Source organism: Kribbella sp. CA-247076 (genome assembly GCF_050942445.1).
Lineage (GTDB): Bacteria > Actinomycetota > Actinomycetes > Propionibacteriales > Kribbellaceae > Kribbella.
In genome coordinates this window covers 6209783-6233629 of the sequence record NZ_CP192051.1, presented here as the reverse complement: position 1 = coordinate 6233629, position 23847 = coordinate 6209783, and the positions used below count along the sequence as shown (strand labels likewise).

Annotated in this window: 25 protein-coding genes and 1 tRNA gene; 9 read left to right on the top strand and 17 right to left on the bottom strand. The window is 69.1% G+C overall.

Features of this window, described 5'->3' with window-relative positions; translation table 11 throughout:
- Positions 1–5: 5 nt before the first annotated feature.
- On the bottom strand, positions 6–635 hold the full coding sequence (locus tag ACQPYZ_RS29525; protein ID WP_433161839.1) for a dihydrofolate reductase family protein: 630 nt from the start codon (positions 633–635) through the stop codon (positions 6–8).
- A gap of 104 nt (positions 636–739) precedes the next feature.
- On the bottom strand, positions 740–1126 hold the full coding sequence (locus ACQPYZ_RS29520) for a hypothetical protein (RefSeq protein ID WP_433161837.1): 387 nt from the start codon (positions 1124–1126) through the stop codon (positions 740–742).
- A 35-nt stretch (positions 1127–1161) separates the two neighbouring features.
- Here ACQPYZ_RS29520 and ACQPYZ_RS29515 point away from each other — a divergent pair, with 35 nt between their 5' ends.
- On the top strand, positions 1162–1551 hold the full coding sequence (locus ACQPYZ_RS29515; protein WP_433161835.1) for a VOC family protein: 390 nt from the start codon (positions 1162–1164) through the stop codon (positions 1549–1551).
- Here the strand turns inward: ACQPYZ_RS29515 and ACQPYZ_RS29510 are convergent.
- The 3 genes from ACQPYZ_RS29510 to ACQPYZ_RS29500 form a co-directional block, all read right to left on the bottom strand.
- On the bottom strand, positions 1539–1994 hold the full coding sequence (locus ACQPYZ_RS29510) for a DUF1707 SHOCT-like domain-containing protein (RefSeq protein ID WP_433161834.1): 456 nt from the start codon (positions 1992–1994) through the stop codon (positions 1539–1541). The genes ACQPYZ_RS29515 and ACQPYZ_RS29510 overlap by 13 nt on opposite strands.
- Complete coding sequence (locus ACQPYZ_RS29505; RefSeq protein ID WP_433161831.1) at positions 1991–2665, bottom strand: PadR family transcriptional regulator; 675 nt, start codon at positions 2663–2665, stop codon at positions 1991–1993. Before ACQPYZ_RS29505 ends, ACQPYZ_RS29510 begins: the two co-directional genes overlap by 4 nt.
- Before the next feature lie 97 nt (positions 2666–2762).
- Positions 2763–3485, bottom strand: a complete 723-nt coding sequence (locus ACQPYZ_RS29500; protein ID WP_433161829.1) for an LmeA family phospholipid-binding protein — start codon at positions 3483–3485, stop codon at positions 2763–2765.
- Positions 3486–3833: 348 nt separating this feature from the next.
- Here ACQPYZ_RS29500 and ACQPYZ_RS29495 point away from each other — a divergent pair, with 348 nt between their 5' ends.
- On the top strand, positions 3834–5306 hold the full coding sequence (locus tag ACQPYZ_RS29495; protein ID WP_433161827.1) for an alpha/beta hydrolase: 1473 nt from the start codon (positions 3834–3836) through the stop codon (positions 5304–5306).
- A 114-nt stretch (positions 5307–5420) separates the two neighbouring features.
- Here the strand turns inward: ACQPYZ_RS29495 and ACQPYZ_RS29490 are convergent, their stop codons facing one another.
- Positions 5421–6233 carry an alpha/beta hydrolase gene (locus ACQPYZ_RS29490; protein WP_433161826.1) on the bottom strand — a complete coding sequence of 271 codons (813 nt, stop codon included), beginning with the start codon at positions 6231–6233 and terminating at the stop codon, positions 5421–5423.
- A gap of 154 nt (positions 6234–6387) precedes the next feature.
- Between ACQPYZ_RS29490 and ACQPYZ_RS29485 the strand changes: the two genes are divergently transcribed.
- The gene (locus tag ACQPYZ_RS29485) at positions 6388–6627 is read left to right on the top strand and encodes a hypothetical protein (RefSeq protein WP_433161824.1); all 240 of its coding nucleotides are present in this window, start codon (positions 6388–6390) and stop codon (positions 6625–6627) included.
- Positions 6628–6712: 85 nt separating this feature from the next.
- Complete coding sequence (locus ACQPYZ_RS29480) at positions 6713–9472, top strand: helix-turn-helix transcriptional regulator (RefSeq protein WP_433161823.1); 2760 nt, start codon at positions 6713–6715, stop codon at positions 9470–9472.
- Positions 9473–9475: 3 nt separating this feature from the next.
- Here the strand turns inward: ACQPYZ_RS29480 and ACQPYZ_RS29475 are convergent, their stop codons facing one another.
- A complete protein-coding gene (locus ACQPYZ_RS29475) occupies positions 9476–10261 on the bottom strand; it encodes an isocitrate lyase/PEP mutase family protein (RefSeq protein ID WP_433161821.1) in 786 nt (261 codons plus the stop codon).
- A gap of 145 nt (positions 10262–10406) precedes the next feature.
- On the opposite strand from ACQPYZ_RS29475, the gene ACQPYZ_RS29470 reads away from it, so the two are divergent.
- Complete coding sequence (locus ACQPYZ_RS29470; protein ID WP_433161819.1) at positions 10407–12104, top strand: S8 family serine peptidase; 1698 nt, start codon at positions 10407–10409, stop codon at positions 12102–12104.
- A 23-nt stretch (positions 12105–12127) separates the two neighbouring features.
- Here the strand turns inward: ACQPYZ_RS29470 and ACQPYZ_RS29465 are convergent, their stop codons facing one another.
- On the bottom strand, positions 12128–12763 hold the full coding sequence (locus ACQPYZ_RS29465) for a TetR/AcrR family transcriptional regulator (RefSeq protein WP_433161818.1): 636 nt from the start codon (positions 12761–12763) through the stop codon (positions 12128–12130).
- Positions 12764–12849: 86 nt separating this feature from the next.
- Here ACQPYZ_RS29465 and ACQPYZ_RS29460 point away from each other — a divergent pair, with 86 nt between their 5' ends.
- Complete coding sequence (locus ACQPYZ_RS29460; RefSeq protein ID WP_433161816.1) at positions 12850–14316, top strand: MFS transporter; 1467 nt, start codon at positions 12850–12852, stop codon at positions 14314–14316.
- A 93-nt stretch (positions 14317–14409) separates the two neighbouring features.
- On the opposite strand, the gene ACQPYZ_RS29455 is transcribed toward ACQPYZ_RS29460, so the two are convergent.
- The 5 genes from ACQPYZ_RS29455 to ACQPYZ_RS29435 form a co-directional block, all read right to left on the bottom strand.
- Positions 14410–14841 carry a YciI family protein gene (locus tag ACQPYZ_RS29455; RefSeq protein WP_433161815.1) on the bottom strand — a complete coding sequence of 144 codons (432 nt, stop codon included), beginning with the start codon at positions 14839–14841 and terminating at the stop codon, positions 14410–14412.
- Positions 14842–15397: 556 nt separating this feature from the next.
- Entirely contained in the window at positions 15398–15724 is a 327-nt protein-coding gene (locus tag ACQPYZ_RS29450; protein WP_433161813.1) for a Rieske (2Fe-2S) protein, read from the bottom strand.
- A 45-nt stretch (positions 15725–15769) separates the two neighbouring features.
- Positions 15770–16915, bottom strand: coding sequence for a 3-keto-5-aminohexanoate cleavage protein (locus ACQPYZ_RS29445; protein ID WP_433161812.1), 1146 nt, complete (start codon positions 16913–16915; stop codon positions 15770–15772).
- A gap of 90 nt (positions 16916–17005) precedes the next feature.
- A complete protein-coding gene (locus ACQPYZ_RS29440; RefSeq protein ID WP_433161811.1) occupies positions 17006–17395 on the bottom strand; it encodes a VOC family protein in 390 nt (129 codons plus the stop codon).
- A gap of 415 nt (positions 17396–17810) precedes the next feature.
- The gene (locus tag ACQPYZ_RS29435) at positions 17811–18113 is read right to left on the bottom strand and encodes a GAP family protein (RefSeq protein ID WP_433161809.1); all 303 of its coding nucleotides are present in this window, start codon (positions 18111–18113) and stop codon (positions 17811–17813) included.
- Between the two features lie 261 nt (positions 18114–18374).
- On the opposite strand from ACQPYZ_RS29435, the gene ACQPYZ_RS29430 reads away from it, so the two are divergent.
- Both ACQPYZ_RS29430 and ACQPYZ_RS29425 read left to right on the top strand, forming a co-directional pair.
- On the top strand, positions 18375–18662 hold the full coding sequence (locus ACQPYZ_RS29430; RefSeq protein WP_433161808.1) for a hypothetical protein: 288 nt from the start codon (positions 18375–18377) through the stop codon (positions 18660–18662).
- Between the two features lie 761 nt (positions 18663–19423).
- A complete protein-coding gene (locus tag ACQPYZ_RS29425; protein ID WP_433161807.1) occupies positions 19424–20620 on the top strand; it encodes an IS481 family transposase in 1197 nt (398 codons plus the stop codon).
- A gap of 51 nt (positions 20621–20671) precedes the next feature.
- Here the strand turns inward: ACQPYZ_RS29425 and ACQPYZ_RS29420 are convergent.
- A tRNA-Arg gene (locus ACQPYZ_RS29420) sits at positions 20672–20744 on the bottom strand.
- Between the two features lie 118 nt (positions 20745–20862).
- Here ACQPYZ_RS29420 and ACQPYZ_RS29415 point away from each other — a divergent pair.
- Entirely contained in the window at positions 20863–21291 is a 429-nt protein-coding gene (locus ACQPYZ_RS29415) for a DUF1761 domain-containing protein (protein WP_433161804.1), read from the top strand.
- Between the two features lie 5 nt (positions 21292–21296).
- Here ACQPYZ_RS29415 and ACQPYZ_RS29410 read toward each other — a convergent pair whose 3' ends face one another.
- The 3 genes from ACQPYZ_RS29410 to ACQPYZ_RS29400 all read right to left on the bottom strand — a co-directional run bounded on the left by ACQPYZ_RS29410 (position 21297) and on the right by ACQPYZ_RS29400 (position 23776).
- The gene (locus ACQPYZ_RS29410) at positions 21297–22547 is read right to left on the bottom strand and encodes a S1 family peptidase (protein ID WP_433161802.1); all 1251 of its coding nucleotides are present in this window, start codon (positions 22545–22547) and stop codon (positions 21297–21299) included.
- A 134-nt stretch (positions 22548–22681) separates the two neighbouring features.
- A complete protein-coding gene (locus ACQPYZ_RS29405) occupies positions 22682–23284 on the bottom strand; it encodes an META domain-containing protein (protein WP_433161799.1) in 603 nt (200 codons plus the stop codon).
- Positions 23285–23296: 12 nt separating this feature from the next.
- Complete coding sequence (locus tag ACQPYZ_RS29400) at positions 23297–23776, bottom strand: SigE family RNA polymerase sigma factor (RefSeq protein ID WP_433161797.1); 480 nt, start codon at positions 23774–23776, stop codon at positions 23297–23299.
- Positions 23777–23847: the final 71 nt, after the last annotated feature.

Genomic DNA, 23847 nt, shown 5'->3' with positions numbered 1-23847 from the left:
TTCGGTCAACGTTTCCTCATTACGATGTGGGTTGCAGCGGAGGAGCTGACCATTTCGGTCACCTTGTAATGTGGCAGGGCGTCGGCGACGTTGTCGAACAGGCGCTCGCCGGCGCCGGCCAGCAGCGGGACCCGCACTAGGTAGAGCTCGTCGATCAGGCCGGCCCGCAGGTACTGCTGGATGGTCGCGGCGCCACCGGCGATGATCACGTCCTGACCGCCGGCCGCCGTGAACGCCCGGTCCAGCACGGTCTCGACCGGCTCGTCGGTGAGGTGGAACGTCGTCCCACCCGCCATCGTGATCGGCTCGCGCGGATAGTGAGTGTGCACGAAGACGTCGTGGTGGTACGGCGGGTTGTCGCCCCACCAGCCCGTCCACGACTCGTCCGGCCACGGACCGCGCACCGGGCCGAACATGTTCCGCCCCATGATCGTCGCGCCGATGCCCTCCTCCCAGCGACCGACCCGCTCCGCGTCGATGCCGCCCTTGCCGGCCGCCTTGTCCTCCTGCGCCGCGAACATCCAGTCGTGCAGGCCCTCGACGTTGTCGCCGAACGGTGCATCCATCCGCTGGTTCACCCCGGCGCCGAAGCCGTCGAGCGTGATCGTGTAGTTGTGGACCCGAACCTTCGCCATGTCTCCTCCTCAGGGTGTGCTTGCACCTGTCGGTCGGAGCCAACGCACCGGCTTTGACATCGCTGCTCGGCTGAATCCAACGGCTACTCGATCCGATCCAGCGGCTACTCGGTCCAATCCAGCTGTGGCTCGGGGATTCCCAGCTCGCGCCCGAACGCCTGGGCGTCCGCCCGGGCCGCCGCGTCGCCGCGCCGGTACCGGAACACGCGCCCGGGGAACACGACGAAGATCTCGCGGGCGTTGTGGAAGTCGGCGTACCACCCCGGCGCGTCCAGCGTGGCCGCGAGCTCCCGCGACAGCGTCTCGGCGTGCCAGTCCTCCACCTCGAACTCCAGCACCGACCACACCGGCGGCTGGGCGGTCGTCGCACTGCTCACGTCGTACCGGCTGAGCTTGCGCACCACCAGCGGGATCTCGGTCAGCTCGGTGCCGACGCGCAGGCTCTCCAGGATCAACGCGCCCTCGTACACCCCGGTCCTCCTCTCCCTCACCGCCGAGACTACGCGGCGGCACCGACAATGGGGATGTGGAGCTCGGTTACGTGATCCTGTACGTCGACGACCTCGACGCCTCGGTGGCGTTCTACCGGGACGTGATCGGGTTGCCGTACAAGTTCACCGACGCCGGGTACGCCGAGTTCGGCACCGACGGCACGCGGTTCGCGTTGTACGAGCGCCGGCGGGCGGAATGGCTGACCGGGCGGCCGGTCACGCCCGGGCCGGCGGCGGAGATCGTGCTCGTGGTCGAGGACGTCGACGCGTGCGCCGAGCGCCTCGCGGCTCAGGGCGTGACCGTGCTCAGCGGGCCGGCCGACCGTCCGTGGGGCCACCGGACGGTGCACGTCGCCGACCCGGACGGGTTCGTGGTGGAGTTCGCGCAGGAGATCCCGCGGGCGCGAGGCCGTCAGCGGCGGTGAGGAGGCTGGTGATGGTGCTGCCAGCCGTGGTGGCGGCGATGGGCTCCGCTGAACAACGCGATCCAGAACAGGCCCCACAGCAGCCACGGGGCGGTCAGCGCGATCGACGTGACGATGAGACCGATCATCAGGATCGGCGCCAGCATCACGAACGGCGGCGGACCTTGCCGCTGTCGTTGCCTCAGTGGTCGCGTGGCCGCCTTCCCCGGCGGTGACCACGGGCCCTGCGCGAGTTGCAGCTCGGCCGGGTCCGGGAGGTCGCCGAAGAGCGGGTCGAGGTCGTCGGCGTACCGCGCCCTGGTCGCCTGCTCGCTGCGCTCCTCGAACTCCTCCTGGGTCAGCCGGCCGGCGACGAAGTGGTCGCTGAGCACGGCCACGGCCTGGTCGCGTTCGGCGTCGCCGATCCGGACCGGGCCGCGGCGCTCTGGGAGGTACGAGCTCATGACCGGTCCTGCTGGTCGTCGTCGGCGAGGATGCCGTACAGCTTGCGCCGCAGCTCGGACACCGCGTCCTTGGCCCGCGCCTGCTGCTCCGGCGTACCGGTCGCGAGGATCTGCCACATGGCGGTCGCCACCTGGCCGAGCATCGGCTTGAGCCCGTTCTCGTCGTCGCCGGACGGCGCGCTCATCGCCTCCCACGGCGCGGACACCTCGTCCGCGTGCGCGGCGACGTACGCCCGCCCCTCGTCGGTCAGGGTGAAGGTCCGCCGGCCGACCTCGGCGTCGGCGGTGACCAGGCCCTCGTCCTCGAGCTGCTGCAGGGTCGGGTAGATCGAGCCCGGGCTCGGCTTCCACCCGCCGCCGCTGCGCTCGGCGATCTCCTGGATGATCTGGTAGCCGTTCATCGGCTGCTCCGCGAGCACCGCGAGGATCGCGGCGCGGACGTCCCCGCGGCGCGCCTTCGGCCCGCGCCAGCGCGGCGGCGGCCCGAACGGCGGCCCGAACATCTGCCCGCCGAACATGCCCCACTGCGCCCCGAACGGGTTGTGCCCGTGATGCGTCCGGCGGCCCCCGGTCATCGCCGCGCGCAACTCGTCCTTGATGTCGTCGAAAGCTGAACAGTGCCGCGCCAAGTGCTGCCAGGGCCACCCCGCGGCGTACGTCGATCCGGTCATCCCGACCACCGTCCCTCAGGTGAAGATGCGATACATCAACGATATATCGCGACCCATCGCCACCCAAGGCGCTCGAGCCGGGAATTTCTCCGTGTGGTCAGCCGGCGAATTGGAGGTTGTCGGCGGTCGCTACCAGGACGACGGAGTTGCCTTCGACGGCGACCTGTTTCAGGGACGCGCCGAACGGCATCTCGGGCAGGGTGATTCCGCGCGCGAGCAGCCGGGAGACCGTGGTGCGGATGACGGAGGGGATCGAGTCCGAGAGTTGGTCGACGGCCAGGACGATGCGACCCTGCTCGACCTTCGGGCTCAGCGTTGCGTCCACCTCCCGGCCGCGGACCGACAGTTTCGCGTGCAGCCTGCCGTCGACGATGCTCAGCCCCAGGTTCTCCAGGTTGGTCGCCCGCGCCGCCAGCTTGGTCAGCTCGGCCGGCGACAACCGGAGTTTCATTTCGGTCGAGTCGATCGTGACCGCCGTGCCGGAACCGCCGGTCACCAGCGCCCGCGGGACGTGCACCGTGTCCATCGTGACGACCAGGTCCTCGGCCGGGACCGACGAGAACGTCGGCTGCCGCATGGTCAGCGTGACCGTCGAGAACTCCTCCCGCACCACCTGCGGAAGGAACCCGAACCCGCCGATCTCCACGCTGGTGTCCGCGGCCTGTACGTCGTACTTCGCCGCCTCGTCGGCCGCCATCGTCGCCAGCCGGTCCTCGGCCACCCACGCGGCCGCCCGGTCGGCCCCGACGACCAGGCACCCCAGGACCACCACCGTGACCACCAGCCGCCGCAACCAGCGCCGCGGTCTCCTCGAACCCATCCCAGCCCTTCCTCGCCGCCACCCCGTCAGGACGCACAGCCTAGGCCACACCGAGGACCGGCCCTCGCCTGCTCTTCCGCCGCACGCCGCGCCCGCAACACCTCCCTCGGATCTGGCGGTGCGGGGTGGGGCGGGCCTACGGTTTCAGGAGGTGTTGCCGTCGGTGGGGGAGGGCTGGTCATGGCGATCCGGGGTTTAACAGGTGGGTGGGCGCGCATCCTGTTGGTGGTCGGCCTGCTCGTTCCTACGGTCGGTGTCACGACCGCGGCTGCGGAACCGGCAGCCGCGGCTGGGCCGGGGATCAAGTGGGCACCGTGCGCGGGGCATCCGACGTACGACTGTGCGACCGTGACCGTCCCGCTCGACTACGACCGGCCGTCCGACGGGACGACCGAGCTCGCGCTCGCCCGCTTCCGCGCGACGGACACCAGCCACCGGATCGGCACCGTCTTCGTCAACCCGGGCGGTCCGGGCGGATCCGGTGTCGAGTTGGTCGTGGACGGATTCGGTGAGTTCCTCGGCACTCAGCTCGACGGCCGCTTCGACGTGGTCGGATTCGACCCTCGCGGCGTCGGCGCCTCGGACCCGTTGCACTGCTTCGACTCCGAGGAGGAGCTCGGCGAGTACTTCGCGGGGCAGCCCGTCTTCCCCTACCGCAAGGATCAGTACCGCCCGTACTTCAGCACGTACGCCGGCCTCGCGCGCGAATGCCTCGACGACCGCCAGAAGATCGCCGCGCACATGAATACCGCCGACGTCGCCCGTGACCTCGACCTGCTGCGCCGGGCCGTCGGCGACCGGCGGTTGACGTATCTCGGGTTCTCCTACGGCAGCTATCTCGGCAACACCTACGCCAACCTGTTCCCGAACAACGTGCGGGCGCTGGTGATCGACGGCGTACTCGATCCGCGCCTGTGGTCGAGCGGCTGGCAGATCAAGTCCGACCGGGTCGCCACGCAGGAGGAGTTCGACGAGTTCCTCAGGCTGTGCGACGTCGCGCGGACCGAGTGCGCTTTCTGGACCCCCGGTGGCTCGGCGAAGCGCTGGGAGCGACTGGCGAGAAGCCTCGAACGCGACCCGCTCGAGCTCCCCGACGGGACGCAGTACACCTATGACTTCCTGATCTCGGACGCCGTCGGTGCGATGTACGCGCCCGAGAGCTGGGGTGGTCCCGAGGGGGCGGCGGCGTTCTTCGACTTCCTGGCGGACGCGGCCCTGGGCAGCGACGCGGCCGCTGCCGCCGCGGTCCGGGCGCGTACGGCGCTGATCGACAAGCTCACGCCGAACAGCCGCGAGGCCGACTACCCGAACGGGCTCGACGCGTACTACGGCAACCAGTGCGCCGACACGCAGTACCCGAAGGCCTTCGCGTCCTGGCTCGCGATCGACCGGTACGCCCGCGCCGGATCGCGGTTCGGCCCGCTGTGGTGGTGGGGCAACGCCGGCTGTGCGAACTGGCCCGTCAACGCCGACCGCTACACCGGCCCGTGGACGGCCCGGACGTCCTCGCCGGTGCTGGTGGTGGGCAACTACTTCGACGGCGTCACCGACTACGCCGGCGCGGTGGCCAGCGACCGCCTTCTCCGCAACAGCCGCCTGCTGTCGTACGCCGGTTGGGGGCATACGGCGTACGGCCGCAACCAGTGCGTCACCGAGCACGTCGACACCTACCTGCTCACCCAGACCCTGCCACCCAGAGGCAAGGTCTGCCCGGCCAACCCGAACCCCTTCCTGACCACGGCAACCCAGGCCCGGCAACGGACGACGCCACTGGTCGGCCTGCCCCCCACCTGGACCGCCACGCCCAGCGGCCCGAGGTGAACGACGGCCCTGACGGACCTCAGACCCCGGCCCGGCCCGAGGTACGTCGTACCCGGCCGGGCTGAGGTACGTCGTACCCGGCCGGGCTGAGGTACGTCGTACCCGGCCCGGTGGTCAGGCGCCGGCGGGGGCCGGCCAGCCGGCGTGCTGGACTGCCCAGGACAGGGCGTAGTCGGCGACCTCTTCCCAGCCCTGCTGCGCGGGCATCAGGTGGGCCATGCCGTCGAACTGCTTGACCTCGGTGACGGTCTTCGACGACTTGTAGTGCTTGGCGTTCGACCGCTGCACGCTCGGTGGCATCAGGTGGTCCTCGCCGCCGGAGATGAACAGCAGCGGCGGCCGGTCGTCGTTGTGGTAGTCGACGTGGACGTCCTGCGGGCCGGGCTGGAAGTTCGCCAGCAGGCTGTTCCAGAAGATCCGCCCGGACGCGGGCACGTGGTACCGGCGGTACGCCGCGAGCGCCTCCTCCTCGGTGAAGGTGTTGGCGAACGTGTACTTCCACTGCTCGGGTGTCAGAGGGATGGCCTTGTGCCGGTTCGCCGGGCTCTTCAGCACCGGGAACGACGCCTTGATCTGGGACAGCGGCGCGACCCGCACACCCTCGGTCGCCGCCGAGTTGATCGCGACCCCCGCGACGCCGAGTCCGTGGTCCAGCAGGACCTGGGTGAACGCACCGCCGGCCGAGTGGCCGATGATGATCGGCGGCTCGTCGAGCGCTCCGATCACCGCCTCCAGGTGGGAGATGATCGCCGGAGCGGTCACTTCCTCGACCGGGGTCGGGTCGGCGTTGAGGGCCTCGACCTCGACCTCGAACCCTGGGTAGGCGGGCGCGATCACGTTGTAGCCGGCCCGCTGGTAGCGGTCGATCCAGTGTTCCCAACTGCGCGGGGTCACCCAGAATCCGTGGACGAGAACGATGGTCTTCATGAGGGGCGTCCTTTCGAACGGACAGACGATTCGTTGACTAACACCCCTTCGACCAGCCAGCCCGCACAGGTGTGACAGCGGCGGCCCGGCGACGGGATTCCCGGGTTACGATCCGCTCAGGAAAGATCGGCCCGCCGACGCGCCAGGAGGAGTCATGACCGACGATCACAGCGATCCGACTGGCTTCGAGGCGGACATCAAGCCACTGTTCCGCGACCTCGACCGGGACTCGATGCTCAGTCACTTCGATCTCTGGTCGTACGACGACGTCAGCCGGCACGCCGACGCGATCCTCGCCCGCCTCCGGGCCGGCACGATGCCGTGCGACCGTGCCTGGCCCGACGCGCAGGTCGATCTCTTCCAGCGGTGGTCCGACACCGGAAAGGCGCACTGACCGCGCACCCGCGCGGGCGGACACGGACTGTGGCGGAGATCAAACGGATTGGCAGTGTCCGGTGGGCGTTGTAGCGTCCGATGGCATGTCGACCGAGGATCCCCGGCACGGGTTGCGCGGTCGGCACGCGGAGTGCCGGGCTCTGGATCGACTCCTGGAGAACGTGCGCAAAGGTCGCAGCCGCGCGCTCGTCATCCGCGGTGAGGCCGGCGTCGGGAAGTCCGCGCTGCTCGGGTACGCCGCCCGCGGCGCATCCGGTTGCCGGGTCGTGCAGGTCGCCGGCGTCGAGTACGAGAAGGAGCTCGCCTACGCCGGCCTGCATCAGCTGTGCGCGCCCCTGCTCCGGCTGAAGGATCGGTTGCCCGCGCCGCAACGGGATGCGCTCGACACGGCGTTCGGCCTCAGCGCGAAGGTCCCCGCCGACCGTTTCGTCGTCGGCCTCGCCGTACTCGGTCTACTCGCCGAGGCCGCGGAGGAACAGCCCCTGATCTGCGTGGTCGACGACGTCCAGTGGCTGGATCGCGCCTCCGTGCTCACGATCGCCTTCGTTGCCCGGCGGCTGATGGCCGAGTCGGTCGGACTGGTGCTCGCCGTACGGCAACCCGGTGAGGCGCGGGAGCTGGCCGGGCTGCCGGAGCTGACGCTCCGAGGGCTCAGGGACGTGGATGCCCGCGCGCTCCTCGACGCGGCCTGGCCCGGGCGCCTGGACGAGAAGGTCCGGGATCGGGTCATCGCGGAGTCGCGAGGCAACCCGCTCGCGCTGCTCGAGCTTCCCCGGGGACTGACGCCCGCCGAGCTGGCCGGCGGTTTCCAGCTCCCGGACGCGGCGCCGCTCGTGACCCAGATCGAGAAGAGCTTCCGGCGACAGATCGAGTCGCTGCCGGACGACACCCGGCAGCTCATGCTGACCGCAGCGGCCGAGCCGATGGGAGATGTGGCGCTGCTGTGGCGGTCGGCCTCTCTGCTCGGGGTAGGGCTCGACGCAGCGGAGCCGGCACAGGCCGCGGGGCTGATCGAGCTCGACGCCCATGTCCGGTTCCGTCATCCGTTGGTGCGGTCGGCGGTCTATCGGTCGGCGTCCGTGAGCGACCGGCAGAGAGTGCACGGTGCGCTGGCCGCTGCGATCGACCCCGACCGGGAACCCGATCGACGCGCCTGGCACCGCGGGTACGCGACGTCGGGCCTGGATGAGTCGGTCGCCGACCAGCTGGAACGCTCCGCCGGTCGCGCCCGGGCTCGCGGCGGCATCGCGGCCGCCGCGGCCTTCCTCGAACGGGCCGCCGAGCTGACTCCGGATCCGGGCGATCGGGGACGGCGTATCCTCGCCGCGGCCCGGGCGAGATTCGAGTCCGGCGCGTTCGACGCCGCGACCACGCTGCTGACGGTGTCCGAGGGCTACCCGATGGACGACCTCGGTCACGCGATGATCGCCCGCCTGCGGGCCCAGATCGTGTTCCGGCTCAACCGTGGCGTCGACGCTCCGCCGGAGTTGCTCGCCGCGGCCGAGAAGCTCGCGTCGTACGACGTCGAGGCAGCGCGCGACACCTACCTCGAAGCGCTCGGCGCCACCATCTACGCCGGCCGCCTCCATGGCGCGGTGAGTTCGTACGACGTGGCCGCCGCCGCGCGCACGGCGTTGTCGGCACGAGCCGTGCTGCGGCCGAACGACCTTCTCCTGGACGGATTGGCGACCCGGTTCATCGACGGCTACGTCGCCGGCGTCGCGCCGCTGCGGCGTGCGCTGGAAGCGTTCACCGGGGCCGACGAGAACGACGTACTGCGCTGGTTCTGGCTGCCGTGGCTCGTCGCGGGCGACCTGTGGGACGACCAGAAGTGGTACGAGCTGGCCACTCAGGCGGTCCGGTTGTGCCGTGAGTCCGGAGCGCTCACCCTGCTGCCGCTGGCCCTCGGCTACCGCTCCCTCGTGCACGTGTACGCCGGCGAGTTCGCCGCGGCGTCGGCGTTGATGCAGGAGGGCGAGGCGATCTCCGACGCGACCGGTGGCGCGGCCGTGAACTATCCGCCGATGGTGCTCGCCGCGGTCCGTGGCGCGGATCCGACTGCCCTGCTCGAGAGCTTCCGGGTCGAGCTCGACGACGTGACCACGCGTGGCGAGGCGCGATGGATCGGCGGTGCGGGATACGTGACCGCGCTGGCGTACAACGCGCACGGGCGCCACGACGAGGCCCTGACCGCGGCCCGACAGGCCTGTGAGTACGACGACCTGGGCATCTGCGGCCTCGCCCTGGTGGAGCTGATCGAGGCGGCGGCCAAGAGCGGCACCCGGAACGAGGCCGAGGCCGCGCTGCGACGTCTGCAGGCACGAACGAGCGCCGCCGGAACAGACTGGGCACTCGGCGTACAGGCCTGGTCGCGCGCCCTGCTGACCGAGGGCCCGGCCGCTGAAGCCCTTTACCAGGAGGCGATCGAGCGCCTCGGACGGACGCGCATCACCATCCATCTCGGCCGCGCGCGCCTCTTGTACGGCGAATGGTTGCGCCGTGCGAACCGGCGCGTCGACGCACGCGAACAGCTCCGCGCCGCGCACGACCTGTTCAGCCCGCTCGGAGCCGAGGCGTACGCCGACCGTGCGTCGCGGGAGCTGCTTGCCGCCGGCGGCGCGGCGCAGAAGGCCGGCGACCAGACCCGCGCCCTGCTCACCAGCCAGGAGGCCCAGATCGCACGGCTCGCGCGGGACGGCCTGTCGAACCCGGAGATCGGCGCCGAGCTGTACATCAGCCGGCACACCGTGGACTGGCACCTGCGGAAGGTGTTCGCGAAGCTCGAGATCACCTCGCGCAAGGAGCTCGGCCACCTGCCGCTGAGCCGTCTCGAGTCCGCCTGAACGTCACTCCCGCAGCGACGCGAGCTCCTCCGCGAAGCGGTCCATCGCAGCCTGGTGCAGGAACGGGCCCCAGCTGACCCGCGCCACGCCGAGCGCCGCCAGCTCGGCCGTCGAAGGCGTCGGCGGCAGCCGGACGACGTTGACCGGGCCGTTCACCTCCGTGACGAACCGGCGGAGCGCGCCGGCCTCCCACAGCCCGATCGGATACACGCAGTCCGCGCCTGCCTCGAGGTACGCCGTCGCGCGCTCGATCGCCTCCGGCACGTGCTGCGCGAGCTCGTCAGCGTCGGCGTCGGCGATGAGCGGTCCCAGGAACACGTCGATCCGGGCGTTGATCACGAGCGGGTAGTCGGCCGCCGCCGCGGCCCGGCGTACCTCGGCCAGCCGGTTGGCCTGCCGGTCGGCAGCACGGATGCCGCCGGCGCGGTGGTCGGTGTCCTCGAGGTTGCAGCCGGCCGCGCCGACGGTCCGCAGCGCGGCCACGAGATCCGCCGGCTCCATGCCGTACCCGGCCTCCGCGTCCATCGTGACTGGCACGTCGACCGCCCGGACGATCCGGGCCGCCGCGGCGAGCATCTCGTCCGCCGGTGCACCCTCGTTGTCCTCGTAGCCGAGCCCGGCGGCAACGGCCCCACTGCTGGTCGCGACCACGGGATATCCCGCCGCGACCACGGCCTTCGCCGAGGCGGCGTCCCAGACGTTCGGGAGCAGCAGCGGATCACCGGGGCGATGCAGCGACCGCAGCAGCTCACACCGTCCCTGCAGTTCTGAGACCTGGGTATCCGTCATGTTCCGGAACCTAAGTCCGATCGCTCCCCGCCAACAAGGCAGCCGGCATCCGTTGGCGGAAATCTGACAACGTCGTCCCCTTCTCGGTCGCCGTACGCCGACCTACCGTGAGCCCGTCACACTCACTCAGGGAGGGGATCCGCTCGTGAGAGACGTCCGGAGAAGTCTGTGCGCGGTGGCCGGGGCGTTCGCCCTGGTCGCGGCCACGCTCGCCGTACCGGCCACAGCCGGTGCCGGCAGCACGGGAGTTACTGGGGGAGACACCGAGTACCTGGTCCTGCTCGAGGTCGGAGCGGACCGCAACCAGGCGATCGCCGCGGTCAAGGCCGCCGGCGGCGTGGTGGTCAAGGAGAACGCGCGCCTCGGCACACTGACCGTGCGGGCGGCCGCGTCCGGGTTCGTCACCCGCGTGTCCGCGTCGAGCGCGGTCGAGGGCGCGGCCCGCAGCCGGCCGATCGGCGCCGTACCGCAGCAGAAGCAGCGGAACACCGTCGAGCGCGAGAACGGCGGGACCGGCAAGGGCCGGTCGGCGAAGAAGACCGTCGGGATGGACCCGCTCGACGGGCAGTTGTGGGGTTTGCGGATGGTCCGCTCCGACCTCGCGCGTACGGTCCAGCCGGGGAAGAAGTCGGTCAAGGTCGGCGTGCTCGACTCGGGCATCGACGCCCGCAACCCCGACATCGCGCCGAACTTCGACTGGAAGCTGTCCCGCAACTTCGCCCCGGACATCCCGGAGATCGACGGCACCTGCGAGTTCCGCGGCTGTGTCGACCCGGTCGGCTGGGACGACAGCGGTCACGGCACCCACGTGGCCGGGACGATCGGTGCCGCGGTCAACGGTCTCGGTGTCTCCGGCGTCGCGCCGAAGGTCACGCTCGTGCAGATCCGCGGCGGCCAGGACAGCGGCTACGTGTTCCTCGGCCCGGTCACGGACGCGCTGACGTACGCCGGTGACGTCGGGCTCGACGTGGTCAACATGTCCTTCTACGTCGACCCGTGGCTGTACAACTGCATCAACAACCCGGCCGACAGCCCGGAGGCGCAGGCCGAGCAGCGCACCACGATCCGGGCGATGACCCGGGCGCTGAACTACGCGGACCGCAAGGGCGTCACGCTCGTCGGTTCGCTCGGCAACAACCACGAGGACCTCGGCAAGCCGCGGCCCGATGCCAGCAGCCCCGACTTCCCGCCGGGGACGGCATACCCGCGGACGATCGACAACGCGACCTGCTTCGACCTGCCGGTCGAGGGCCCGCACGTGATCGGGGTGTCGGCGCTCGGACCGTCGACGAAGAAGGCCGACTACTCCAACTACGGCCTCGAGCAGATCGAGGTCTCGGCGCCGGGTGGCTGGTTCCGCGACTACTTCGGGACGCCGCAGCACCGGACCAATGAGAACTTGATCCTGTCGACGTACCCGGTGAACGCCCTGCAGGCCGCCGGCTATGTCGATGCCGCTGGCAACATCACGCCGACCGGACTCGCGGCCGGCGCGCAGAAGCAGTGCCCGGCCGGCGTCACCGACTTCACCAAGTGCGGTTACTACTACGTGCTGCAAGGTACGTCGATGGCGTCACCGCACGCGACCGGTGTCGCCGCGCTGATCGTCAGCGAGTACGGCAAGAAGAAGGGACGCGGCGACTTCGGGATGGACCCGGACAAGGTCGGCCGGATCCTGATGGACTCCGCGCAGCCCCGGGCCTGCCCGAACCCGCCGCTGCAGACCTACACCAACGAAGGGCGGTCGGACGAGTTCAACGCGCTCTGTGAGGGCACGCGGAACTTCAACGGCTTCTACGGTCACGGCATCGTCGACGCGTACGCGGCGGTGACCCGCTACTAGTTCGAGCCGGGGCGAGCCGCTGGTCAGGCTCGCCAGCGGTCGGTCAGTTCGTCACCGCTGGGCGGCGGTCCGGGAAGCTCCGGGCCGCCGCCCGGCTCTTCCGCGGGCCGGCGCATCGCCTCCAGCATCAGCGTCAGGTACCGGTGCCGGAGCTGGTTCGTGCGGGCTTCGTCGCCGAGCTTGATCGACGTGATCTGCTCCAGGATCATCCCGAAGTCCTCGACCACGATCCCCGGGCGGAGGTACTCCTTCGTCCGCGCGTAGATCGCCCGGTTCAGCTCGCCCGCGCGGGCCGCGTCCTGCCAGAGGTCCGGCGTCGGGGTGAACGTCCCCGCCAGCCGCTGGGTCAGCGAGTTGGTGTCGGCGTCGACGAGCGCGTGCAGGAACGCGCCGAACGCGACCCACGGCTCACGGTCGTCGGCCAGCGCCTTCTCCGACTCCTCGATGTAGCGGGCGAGCCCGTCGCTGCAGAGCTTGCGGAGCAGCTCCTCCTTGCTCGCGTACCGCCGGTAGAGCGCGCTGATCCCGACGCCGGCCCGCTCGGCGACCGCGGAGATCGGGGCGCCGGGATCGGCGATGAACACCGCCCTGGCCGCGGCCAGGATCACTTCGTCGTTGCGGGCCGCCTGCGCCTGCCGGCCACTGAGAGCTTTCGCCATGTCACCCAGCCTACCACTTGAACGGAATGCTCCGTTCCGCTAGAGTTGGAACAGAACATTTCGTTCCGTTTGAGTTGGAGTCGATGATGACCGCAGTCGTAGAGCTCCCCCGCAGTACAGCCACCGTCCGTGAGGTCGCCCCGCGGCGCTGGCTCGCCTTCTCCGCGGTCATCACCGCGTCGGTGATGGACCTGCTCGACTCGACCGTGATGAACGTCGCGGCGCCCGCGATCCGCGCCGACCTCGGCGGCTCCTACGCGAGCCTGCAGTGGATGGCCGCCGGCTACACGATGGCGCTGGCCGTCCTGCTCCTCGTCGGCGGCCGCCTCGGCGACCTGGTCGGGCGGAAGCAGGCGCTGCTGATCGGCGTCGCCGGGTTCACCGTGACGTCGTTCCTCTGCGGCCTGGCGGTGTCGCCGGAGATGCTGATCGCCGCGCGGGTCGCGCAGGGCGCGTTCGCCGCGGTCATGCTGCCGCAGGGCTTCGGTCTGGCGCGGGATCTGTTCGAGCCGGGGGAGCGGGCGAAGGCGTTCGGGTTCTTCGGTCCGGTGATGGGGCTGTCAGCGGTGATCGGCCCGATCGTCGGCGGCACGCTGCTTGACGCGGACCTGCTGGGCACCGGCTGGCGAGCGATCTTCCTGGTGAACATCCCGGTCGGCATCTTCACCTTCGCGATCGCGGCGAAGTACCTGCCGAACACGAAGCCCACGGCCGGCCGGGTCTCGCTGGACGTCCCCGGGCTGCTGATCGCCGGCGCCGGCCTGGTCGCGCTGGTCTACCCGCTGGTCCAGGGCCACGAGCTCGGCTGGCCGGTGTGGTCGAAGGCGCTGCTGGTCGCCTCGGTGCCGCTGCTCGCGGGGTTCGGCGTGTACCAGTCCCGTCGGCGGCGTGGCGGCGTGACCCCGCTGGTCGAGCCCCGGTTGCTCCGCAGCCGCGCGTACCTGTCCGGTGTGTTCTTCGCGGTCGTCTTCTTCGGTGCGATGGCCGGCACCTTCGTCCTGGGCATGTTCCTCCAGGTCGGCCTCGGCTACACCCCGATCCACGCCAGCCTGGCGATGGCGCCCTGGGCCTTCGGCGCGCTGATCGGCTCGGCGGTCTCCGGGATGACGATGCAGAAGTACGGTCGCAAGCTGCTCCACGTCGGCCTCGCACTGATGGCGGTCGGCCTGACCGGCCTGTACGCCGTACTCACGCTGACCGGCCTGGACGTCGGGCACTGGGACCTCGTCGTACCCAACCTGATCGGCGGCGCGGGCATGGGGATGGTCTTCGTCCCGCTCTTCGACATCATCCTGAGCGGCGTTCGCGACGAGGAGGTCGGCTCGGCCACGGGCCTGCTGGGCTCACTCGAGCAGGTCGGCATCGCCCTCGGCATCGCGGTCATCGGCACCATCTTCATGGGCAAGGTCTCCCACGCCACCCCGGCAACCCGAGCCGCAGCCGCCCTCGACGGCACCCAAACCGCCCTCCTAGCCACCCTCGCAGCCATCCTCCTCGCCTTCACCGCCGGCTACCTCCTCCCCAAGACCGCCCGAGTCGGCACGGAGCACTGACACCGTCCGCCTCGAGGCACCCGTCGGGTGCCTCGAGGCGGACGTCCGATGCCAGCTCTAGTCGCTGTTCCGGCGCCCGTCATCGACGTCGCTCTAGCTCCTGACCCGAGCGTTGCTCTGAAGCGTGGCCTGGGCGTCGCTCTTCGGCTCGGCCTGTGGGCTGATCTGGGGGACCTCGTCGCTCTCGGCGACGCGACGGACCTCGATCCTGGCCCCGGGGACCGCCGGGACCCGCTTGGCCCACTCGACCGCCTCCTGCTTGGAGGCGACGCCGATCAGGAAGTAGCCGCCGAACAGTTCCTTGGTCTCGCCGTACGGCCCGTCCGTGACCACCGGTGCCGCGCCGGTGATGTCGACCACGACACCCTGACCAGGATCGTCCAGCCCTTCGGCCGCGATCAGAACGCCAGCCTCGACCATCTCCCCGATGAACCGGCGGGTCGCGGCCATCGCCTCGTCGATCGACGCCATCATCGCGGCATTCGTCTCATCGGTGCCCCGCATGATCAGCATGTACTTCGCCATCGCGCTCTCCTCGTCCAGCGGACCGCGTCTCGGTCCCCGCCCCACAGGTCGAACAAGCACCCCCCAGATCGACACCGCCAAGAAATCCCGCCGACACTTCATCAGATCTGGACCAGGCTAGTGACCACCGCTGGTACCCGGCAGAAGCCGGCGCCGACCTGCGGTTTCAATCGGTGCCCCCGGCAGGATTCGAACCTGCGACGCACGGTTTAGGAAACCGACGCGCCGTGCCGACATGCACCCTTCCAGGCGTACCGAGCCATCACCAGTTCGGCCGGACTCGACTCCAGCTGACTCTATTCGACGTCCCTTCGTTCCCAGGCCGTTCCCCGCTGAACTGACGAGCCAGGAAGGTGAGAGTAGCGCCTACGCCCCGGCGGGACGCTCATCGGTAACTCGAGACTGTGGCCGGCGCTAACGACGCACTTGATGCTTGTTGCCGACGCCACCGGACATACGGCGAGCCGAGCAGCGATCTGCCCGAACGTCAGACTTACGGCAGCGCCCGAGTGCGTTGCCGATCGACGCGTTCGCGACCTTTCGCGGCACTAGTGGGTCACGGTGCCGCCTGCTGCTCGCCGAATGCGATGAGGATTCGTCCTTCCACCACTTTCACCGGGTACGTGTCCACGCCGACATCCGGGGCATGGAGTATCGCCCCAGTGGTCACGTTGTACCGCCAACCGTGCCCGCGACAAGTCACAACGTGTCCCTGTAGCTCGCTCATTCCCAGCGAGGAGCCTTGGTGAAGACACGAGTCCTCCATCGCGTAAATCGTGCCGTCGACGTTGAAGAGCGCCACGTCCCGCCCCGCCACGGTCACCGACGTACCTCTCCCGGGAGGGAGCTCGTCCACTCTTCCAGCATCGATGAACTCGGCCACGGATGTCCCTCCTCGTTCTACCGTCCTCAGCGCTTCGTTCGAGAGCTACGCGGGTGCCTCCACCTCTTGGGGTGGAACCATGCAGTAGGCCATCGCATGCGAATCGGACATGACCTCGGCGACATGGTTTCTCCCGTCGGTCGGCCAGACCATGAAGCCGGGCTCGCCCTCCGCGCGGTTGGGCGGCAATCCGAGTTCTCTGAGCGTCTGCTCGATGCTGTCGTACCAGACGCCAATTTTCATGATCTCGCGCGCCTCATCGGTGGTCGCGACCTTGCGCCCGAATTGCTCCGACAACCGCACAACCGACTCGATCTGCCCGACTGTGGTGATCCGCTCCCGCTTGCTGTTCCACAGGTTGTCCTCGTTGCCGACACGCACGTTCTGGCCCATGATGATCGCGAGCGGTTGGGCCACCGCGTTGATACGCATTCCCGCCCAGAACGAGAGCACCGCACCCTGCGGGGTGCGACGGATGAACTCCATCCAATCGAACGGATTGTGGCCGCAGCCGCCCCCGCCATAGGTACCGATCGCCAGGTTTAACGGACCCATGTATACGCCCTTGCGAATCAGACGCTCCACGATCTCGAGCTGGTGCACGTGCGCCAAAGGAAAGTAGGGCTGGATGCCATTGGCGATCAGGCGCTTCAGGTGCTCCAGGTAGAACGCAGGACCGGCATCGGTGTACATGCCTGCCCAGGCGGCCAATCTCCTCGGATCTTCAAGATGCGTTCCCTTCACATCGTCGGGGGTCCACATCTGCGTCAGGTCCATCATGCAAGTCCCGATCGCGACGGTGACCGTCTCAGGCTTCGGGTCGAGCTCGGTGAGCATGTGCCGCGTGTCGTAGTCAAGCCAGGCGGCCTTCTGACCCTCACCCTTGGGCGCGAACGAGATCGAGCCGCCGACCTGGAGGATCATCTCCGGCACGGCCTCCTTGAGCCGTCCAAGGAAATAGTTGAACTGGTCGAAGTCTGTCGACAGCCGTCCGGTTGCCGGGTTCCGGACGTGCACGTGCAGCACTGTGGCGCCGGCGTTGTAGCAATCCACGGCCGCCTGCACTTGCTCGTCCCACGTGACCGCGATGTCCGCCGCGTCTCCTGGGATCCAGGACGGCGCGTAGGGCGCCGCTGTGATGACGAGGGGGCGCATGTTCTCCGGATAGAGAGCATCATCGGTGTAGTACATCCTGTCGCTCCTTCCTAGGCGCGCCAATCGAGTGTCGGCGCATAAGCCTTTTGTATGGTCGTGCGTCGGCGTCCACGGGTGGTTGCGACATCATTCCTCGGGGTCGAGCGGTGGCATTGCGTTCCGGTCGTGCTGCCACAAAGCGAAGATGTTTCCCTCAGGGTCCGCCATCACGGCGTACCAGCCGTTCTTCGGCACCGCGGCTTTGGTGCGTACAACGGTTCCACCCAAGCCCTCCACCTGAGTGACCGCCTCGTCGAGCGCCTCGACCGTCACGTAATGCACCCAGCTACGGGGCCCTTCGATTGGGCGATGCGTCAACCCTCCGCGGATGCCTTGGCCGCCTCCACCGGTTTGAATCTGCCAGTAGTCGATCCCGGGTGCCTTGTCGATCGTCCACGAGAAGAGTGCCCGGTAAAACTCGACGAGGTTCGCGGGGTCCTCGGCATAAATCTCGAAGTGCGTCACAGTATCCGCCACGCTTGCGTGCCCTCCTTCGGTCGCCCGGGAGTCATCAGCCAGTGTTCTCCTGGATGGTCGCCACCCACCACGAACCATGCCGCACCATGGCATCGCCCACGACGGCCGACGATCTTGATCCTTCGATCACCAATCTCGCCGTTGTTGCTGGGTGCAGGCATCATCCACGTTGGGTGATGTGCGGCGGCCACCCATCAAGGCCGGCGGCGAGAATGTGCCAGGTGAAGCGATTGCGGCGCGCCGAGCAGTACGACCGAGGTCGTCCAACCGCCGAGGCCATGGCCAGCCCGATATCGACGGCCAGCGAACACCTCTGGCGGGGCGCACAACACGCCGGGTCACATCCTGGCCCGCCACATGCAATGGCCAACTCGGCTGACGGCCACTCATCTCCACCACCGAGCTTGGTGGCCGGCTAGGTGCTGAATCCGGAGATCGCGTCGCCGACGAACCTCGCCCCGATGATGAGGCACAGCACCGCCATGATCACGGCATTGTTGCGGCCCAACCACACCCTGAGCTCGTCGAGGATCGGGCCGGCGCGCTCGCCTAACCCGACGTAGATGGCGACGGGAGCCGCGACGCCGACAGTGGCGATCACAGCGAAGACCACGTAGGCGATCGCCTGCTCGCCACCAGAGATTCCGGTCTGCGCGCTCGCTGCCGCAGCGCCGACCGCGAGCAGTGCACTCTTCGGATTCGCCGCCGACAGCACCACCCCCGCGCCGGCCGACTGTTGTACAACCTGAACAGGGCACCCGTTCCGCAGCACGTACGAGGGTGCCTACATCGGGGGAGACCCGACCCCGCGCAGCTTCCCAGGTTGTCAGATGCCGGATCCGGAGCGGACCGGTTCAAGCGGCTTCAGTCGTTGCTTCATCATCAGCGGCCACAACCAGTCAGCAGGCGCATACTTGGTGAACTTCTACCGGGACGAGCGCATGCTGGCCCACGACCCGTTCCAGATAAAGTTTGCGTAGTGACCGAGTCCACCTACCAGGTCGAGGTCTCCTACCACCAGTTTCTGCTGGTGGTAGGAGACGCCAGCCCGATCCTCGATCTCTCGACCGCAGGACCCGTGCTCGCACTAGATCCAGAGATTCCGACCGCGGTGATCATCCGCACTGGCTGCGCTGATGGTCCGGTCAACGTAACTGTTCGAGTCAGAGACGAGCCGCTTCCGGACCTCGCGACGGCGAGCGATCACTGGGAGATCGGTGAGCAGATTGCAATTCCTATAGGGGTGCGCTCTACCTCGCCCCGTTGATGGGGGAGAATCCGGCGTACTCGGTTCACACGCCGACCAGTCCAGGCCTTCACCTCATCCGCGTCCTCGCACGCGGTCGCACCATCCACTACGACGCAGTCGTTTGGGAACCTAGCGAGGACTACGACATCACCATCACTCCGATCAGCGCCGATCCTGGGCGCCAAACCATCGGAGACGACGGCCTCTACCAAGCTGACACGTTGATTGAGCGTCGCTAGAACCAGACTCTGCGCACCCGACTGGCGTGGACCTCACCGGTCCCTGCCGCACCACGCCACCCCGGCGGCCGCCTACACCGCCCGCCCCAAAGCCGGCCCGAGCACCGACCGCACAGGCGAGGTCCATCACCGGGTCCGCACCGACCGTACCGACGACACCGGCGTGGTCACGCTGCGGGTCAACGGCCGACTGCACCACATCGGCGTCGGGCGAACCCACGCCCGAACCCACGTCCTCCTCCTCGTCCACGACCTCGACATCAGGGTCGTCACGCCGCCGCCGGCGAACTCCCCAGAGAACTCACCCTCGACCCCACCAAGGACTACGAGGCAACCGGAAGGCCTCTAGGACCCCCACCCAAACACCCCAAACGACCAACACCCGAACCCACGAATCGTAGGTTCGGGTGTTGCCTATGTTTTGAGACATCACATCGGTGCCCCCGGCAGTGTTGTGGTTCAGGACATACCGGACGGGTGTCTCACGACATGCCGGACTGGTGTCGCAGGTGATGCCGGACGGGTTGTTGATGCTCTGGGATGTCGAAGGCCCGGTTGGTGATCATGGCTGTGGTGGTGGAGAAGCGGCCTGTTGCTGAGGTGGTCGCGCAGTACGGGGTGGCCCGGTCGTGGGTGTATGAGTTGCTGGCGCGGTGGCGGGCCGAGGGGGAGGCGGCGTTCGAGCCGCGGTCGCGGCGGCCGAAGAGCTCGCCGCGGGCGACGCCGGGTGTGACGGTGGAGCTGGTACTGCGGCTGCGCAAACAGCTCGCGGAGGCCGGCCTGGACGCCGGGGCAGACACCATCGGCTGGCACCTGCGCCACCATCACGCCACGGTGGTGTCGCGGGCGACGATCCACCGGATCCTGACCCGGGCGGGCGCGGTGACACCGGCTCCGGGGAAGCGGCCGAGGTCGTCGTACCTGCGGTTCGCCGCCGAACAGCCGAACGAGTGCTGGCAGTCCGACTTCACCCACTACCGCCTCGCCGACGGCCGCGATGTCGAAGTCATCAGCTGGCTGGACGACCACTCCCGGCTGGCTCTGCATGTCACCGCGCACCGGCGGATCACCGGGCAGACTGTGGTCACGACGTTCCGCGAAACCGTTGCGCGGTACGGGATCCCGGCCTCCACGTTGACCGATAACGGCATGGTCTACACGACCCGGTTGTCGGGCGGGAAGGGCGGCCGCAACGGCCTGGAGACCGAGCTACGCAAGCTGAACATCGTGCAGAAGAACTCCCGCCCGAACCACCCGACCACCTGCGGGAAGGTGGAGCGGTTCCAGCAGACCCTGAAGAAGTGGCTGCGGGCCCAACCCGCCCAGCCCGCCACGATCGCCGACCTGCAGACCCTGCTCGACCAGTTCGTGGACGAGTACAACCACCGCCGCCCGCATCGGTCCCTGCCGCACCGCTGCACCCCGGCGGCCGCCTACACCGCCCGCCCCAAAGCCACCCCCACCGGCGACCGGGCCGGCGAGGTTCACCACCGGGTCCGCGCCGACCGGGTCGACCACACCGGCGTGGTCACCCTGCGGGTCAACGGCCGCCTCCACCACATCGGCATCGGCCGAACCCACGCCCGAACCCACGTCATCCTGCTCATCCACGACCTCCAGATCCGGGTCGTCGACGCCGCCACCGGCGAACTGCTACGCGAACTGGTCCTCGACCCCACCCGCGACTACCAGCCCACCGGCAGACCACCCGGACCTGCCCCCAAAAGAAGCAGGTGAACCCACGAATCGTGGGTTCACCTGTCCGGGATGTCTTGAGACATCACACGGTGCCCCCGGCAGGATTCGAACCTGCGACGCACGGTTTAGGAAACCGACGCTCTATCCCCTGAGCTACGGGGGCGGACAGACGGGGACAGCCTAGCGGACGGTGGGGTGGTTACGGTTCGGTGGCGGGTGTGGACAGTGGGGGGTGGGGGCGCGCACGCTGCGGCTAGGGGAGTGAGCGTGGGGGAGGGGCCATGAGCTTCGGTGTGCTGGGAGATCTGAACTGGCTGGCGGTGGTGGTGGCCGCGGTCGTGTACTTCGGGATCGGCGGGCTGTGGTACGCGCCGGTTGCCTTTGGCAAGCAGTGGCAGGAGGCGATCGGGTGGACCGAGGCCGACGCGGCGCAGGCCACGCCGGCCAAGATGTACGTCGTACCGGCGCTGACCTGCCTGATCTCGACGATCGGGTTGGCGATGGTGTCGGAGGCAACGAGTACGGACACCTTCGGTGAGGGGGTCGTGGTGGGGCTCGTGGTCGGGGTGGGCATCGTCGCGCCGGCGTTGTTCGTCACCGGGTTCTTCGATCCGCGCAAACCCAAGCCGCAGACGTGGATCGGCATCACCGCCGGCTACCACATCGTCAGTCTGCTCGTTGCCGCGGTGATCCTCGCGGTGTGGACCTGACGGCGTCAGCCGGTCAGGGCGGAGACGCCGAGGTGGCCGGAGATCGAGGCGTAGCGCTCGGCGTAGAGGGTGGTGCAGCGGGAGGAGGCGCAGCCGGAGCCGGCGAAGGTGGTGCCGCGGATCAGCGCCCCGGTGGAACCGCGGCCGGTGTAGAGCGGGCCGCCGGAGTCGCCGCCGATGATGGCGATCTTGCCACCGCGGGTCGCGCGGATCACGTACGTCGTGCAGCCGTCGGTGTCGCAGTACTTCGCTGACGTCGAGCGGACCGTGAGGCCGCAGAGCGACGTACTGAAGCTGCCGGACTGGCAGACGATCGTGCCGACGCCGGGGTCGGCGCCGCCCTTGACCGTGCGGGTGTTGGCGGAGTCGCCGGGGCCGTCGGTCCACATCTTCGCCCCGTACGTGCTGCCGGTGAGCAGCGCCTGGTCGTAGTCGGGGTAGTTCGTCCGGACCGAGGTGGTGCCGTAGTAGTGCGAGCCCGACTTCCACTGGGTCCCGACGCCGCCGCAGTGACCGGCGGTCACGGACCCGCGCTGGCCGCTGGAACGCCGTACGACGGAGAAGCCGGCGGTGCAGTTCTTCGACGCCGACGTGATCCGGGCACCGCCCCAATGACCGCCCTTCGGGGTGTCGTTGAGCCGGGAGGTCCGTGCGAGCGAGCTCTCGACGAGTCGTACGCCGGACAGCGCGCGCAGACCGTCCAGAGACGCGGCCGACGTCGACGCCTTGTCGTACTCGACCACGATGTCCTCGCTGACCGGGTCCAGGTCGGCGACGAACGTCGTACCGCGAGCGTCGGCCGACCAGGAGCGGGCGCCGACCGCCTTCCAGGCCTCGCCGATCTCCTGCGCCGACCGGCAACTGCGCTCGAGGCGGACCATCGGCTTGCCGGCCGCGGGGACGTTGCGGGCCATTGCTGCCTCGTACCGGCGGGTGTCGATCACCGAGTTGTCGACGACCACCTTGTAACCGGTCGACGCGGAGCCGACCACGCCGATAACGCCCTGGCTCAGCCCGTACGGCAGGCCCGACGTCGGCCGGCCGGTCGCGTCCAGCGGCTCGAGCGACCGTACGGCGATGCTGATCCCATCGCCCAGGGCCTCGCCGAGTGGGCGCGGATCCGACGCGGACGTCGGTTGCGCCAACCGCTGGGACTGGACCGAACTCGTACTCGGCTGCCCGTGTGAGCACGCCGCCTCGACGGCCGGTGCGTCCGGCACGGCGGTGGCCGTGAGGCCGACCGCGACGAGTGACATTGAGCCGAATGTGAGCAGCGGGACGGTAACTGAGAGTCGCACTTAGCTCCCCAGATCGGTGGACGGCCGCACCTATCGTCCGGTCAAGAGCTGCGTTGAGTCAAGCCTCGATCACCCTCAGCGAGCAGATTTGACTACCGTGCGCGAGCGTAGCTCGCAAGTTCACGCCCGTCGGCAGCGAAGAACTTCAGCGTGTCGGTCTCGAGCGTGATCCGCTTGGCGCCCTGCAGTACGGCGGTGTGCGGCACGTTGTCGCACCCGATCAGCCGCTGCGGCCCGGCCTTCGCGGTGAACTCGCCGCGCTGACCGATCGTGTACGTCCCCGACAGTCCGTTGCAGCCGTCCGAGCCGGTCCACGTTCCGTCCGGTTTGAACTCGATCACAGGGTCGTCCGGCCGCTCGGCCGTCAAGGTGGTCAGACCGGCCATCTGCACGACCCGCCACGTTCCGGCCACGGTCGCGGCGGACGGCGGCGCCTGGGCCGAGGTCGACCCGGCCGGGCTCTGACCGCCTGCCACCGGCGGTTGCACGGTCGCGTCCCGCCCACCGAGGCTGAACCCGACGACCGCGACTGCGGCGACCGCCACGGCCGCGGCACCGGAGACGATCCAGGTACGGCGCTGGGCCTGCCGGGCACTCGTGGTCGCGCGCTCGGTCAGGCCGGTGGCCGGCGGCACCGAGGCCGCGGCCCGGTCGAAGGTTCCGCGCAGTTCATCCTTGAGATCGGTGTTGCTCACGACAACCTCTCATCACACGTGGTGGGACTGCCTGGTCTTCCGCAAGGTGGCCAGCGCCCGGCTGGCGGTCGCCCGCACGGAGGACGGTTTGATGCCGAGCACATCGGCGATCGTGCGGTCGTCGAGATCCTGGTAGTAGCGCAGGACCAGCACGACCCTCTCCCTGGCCGACAACCCGGCGAGCGCTCGCCAGAGGTCGTCGGAGTTCACGATGTCGGTGGCGGGATCGGGCACCGTGCGCTGCGGGTCGATCTCGGCCGTCGGTGCCTCGGCGAACGACCGCCGCCGGGTCATCGACAGGTACGCGTTGATCAGGATCCGCCGGACGTAGTGGTGCGGGTCGTCCGCCTTCCGCACCTTCCGCCACGACCGGAACGCCTGCATCAGCGCGATCTGGGCCAGGTCTTCCGCTCGCTGGTAGTCGCCCGAGACGGTGAAACCGAGCCGCACCAGTTCCTGTCCGCGTGCGGACACGTACTCCTCGAACTCCACTCGCCACTCCCCGGCTGGGCGTACAACACCTCACATCTATTAGACGCATCGAGTCGCCCAGGGTGCTGCAA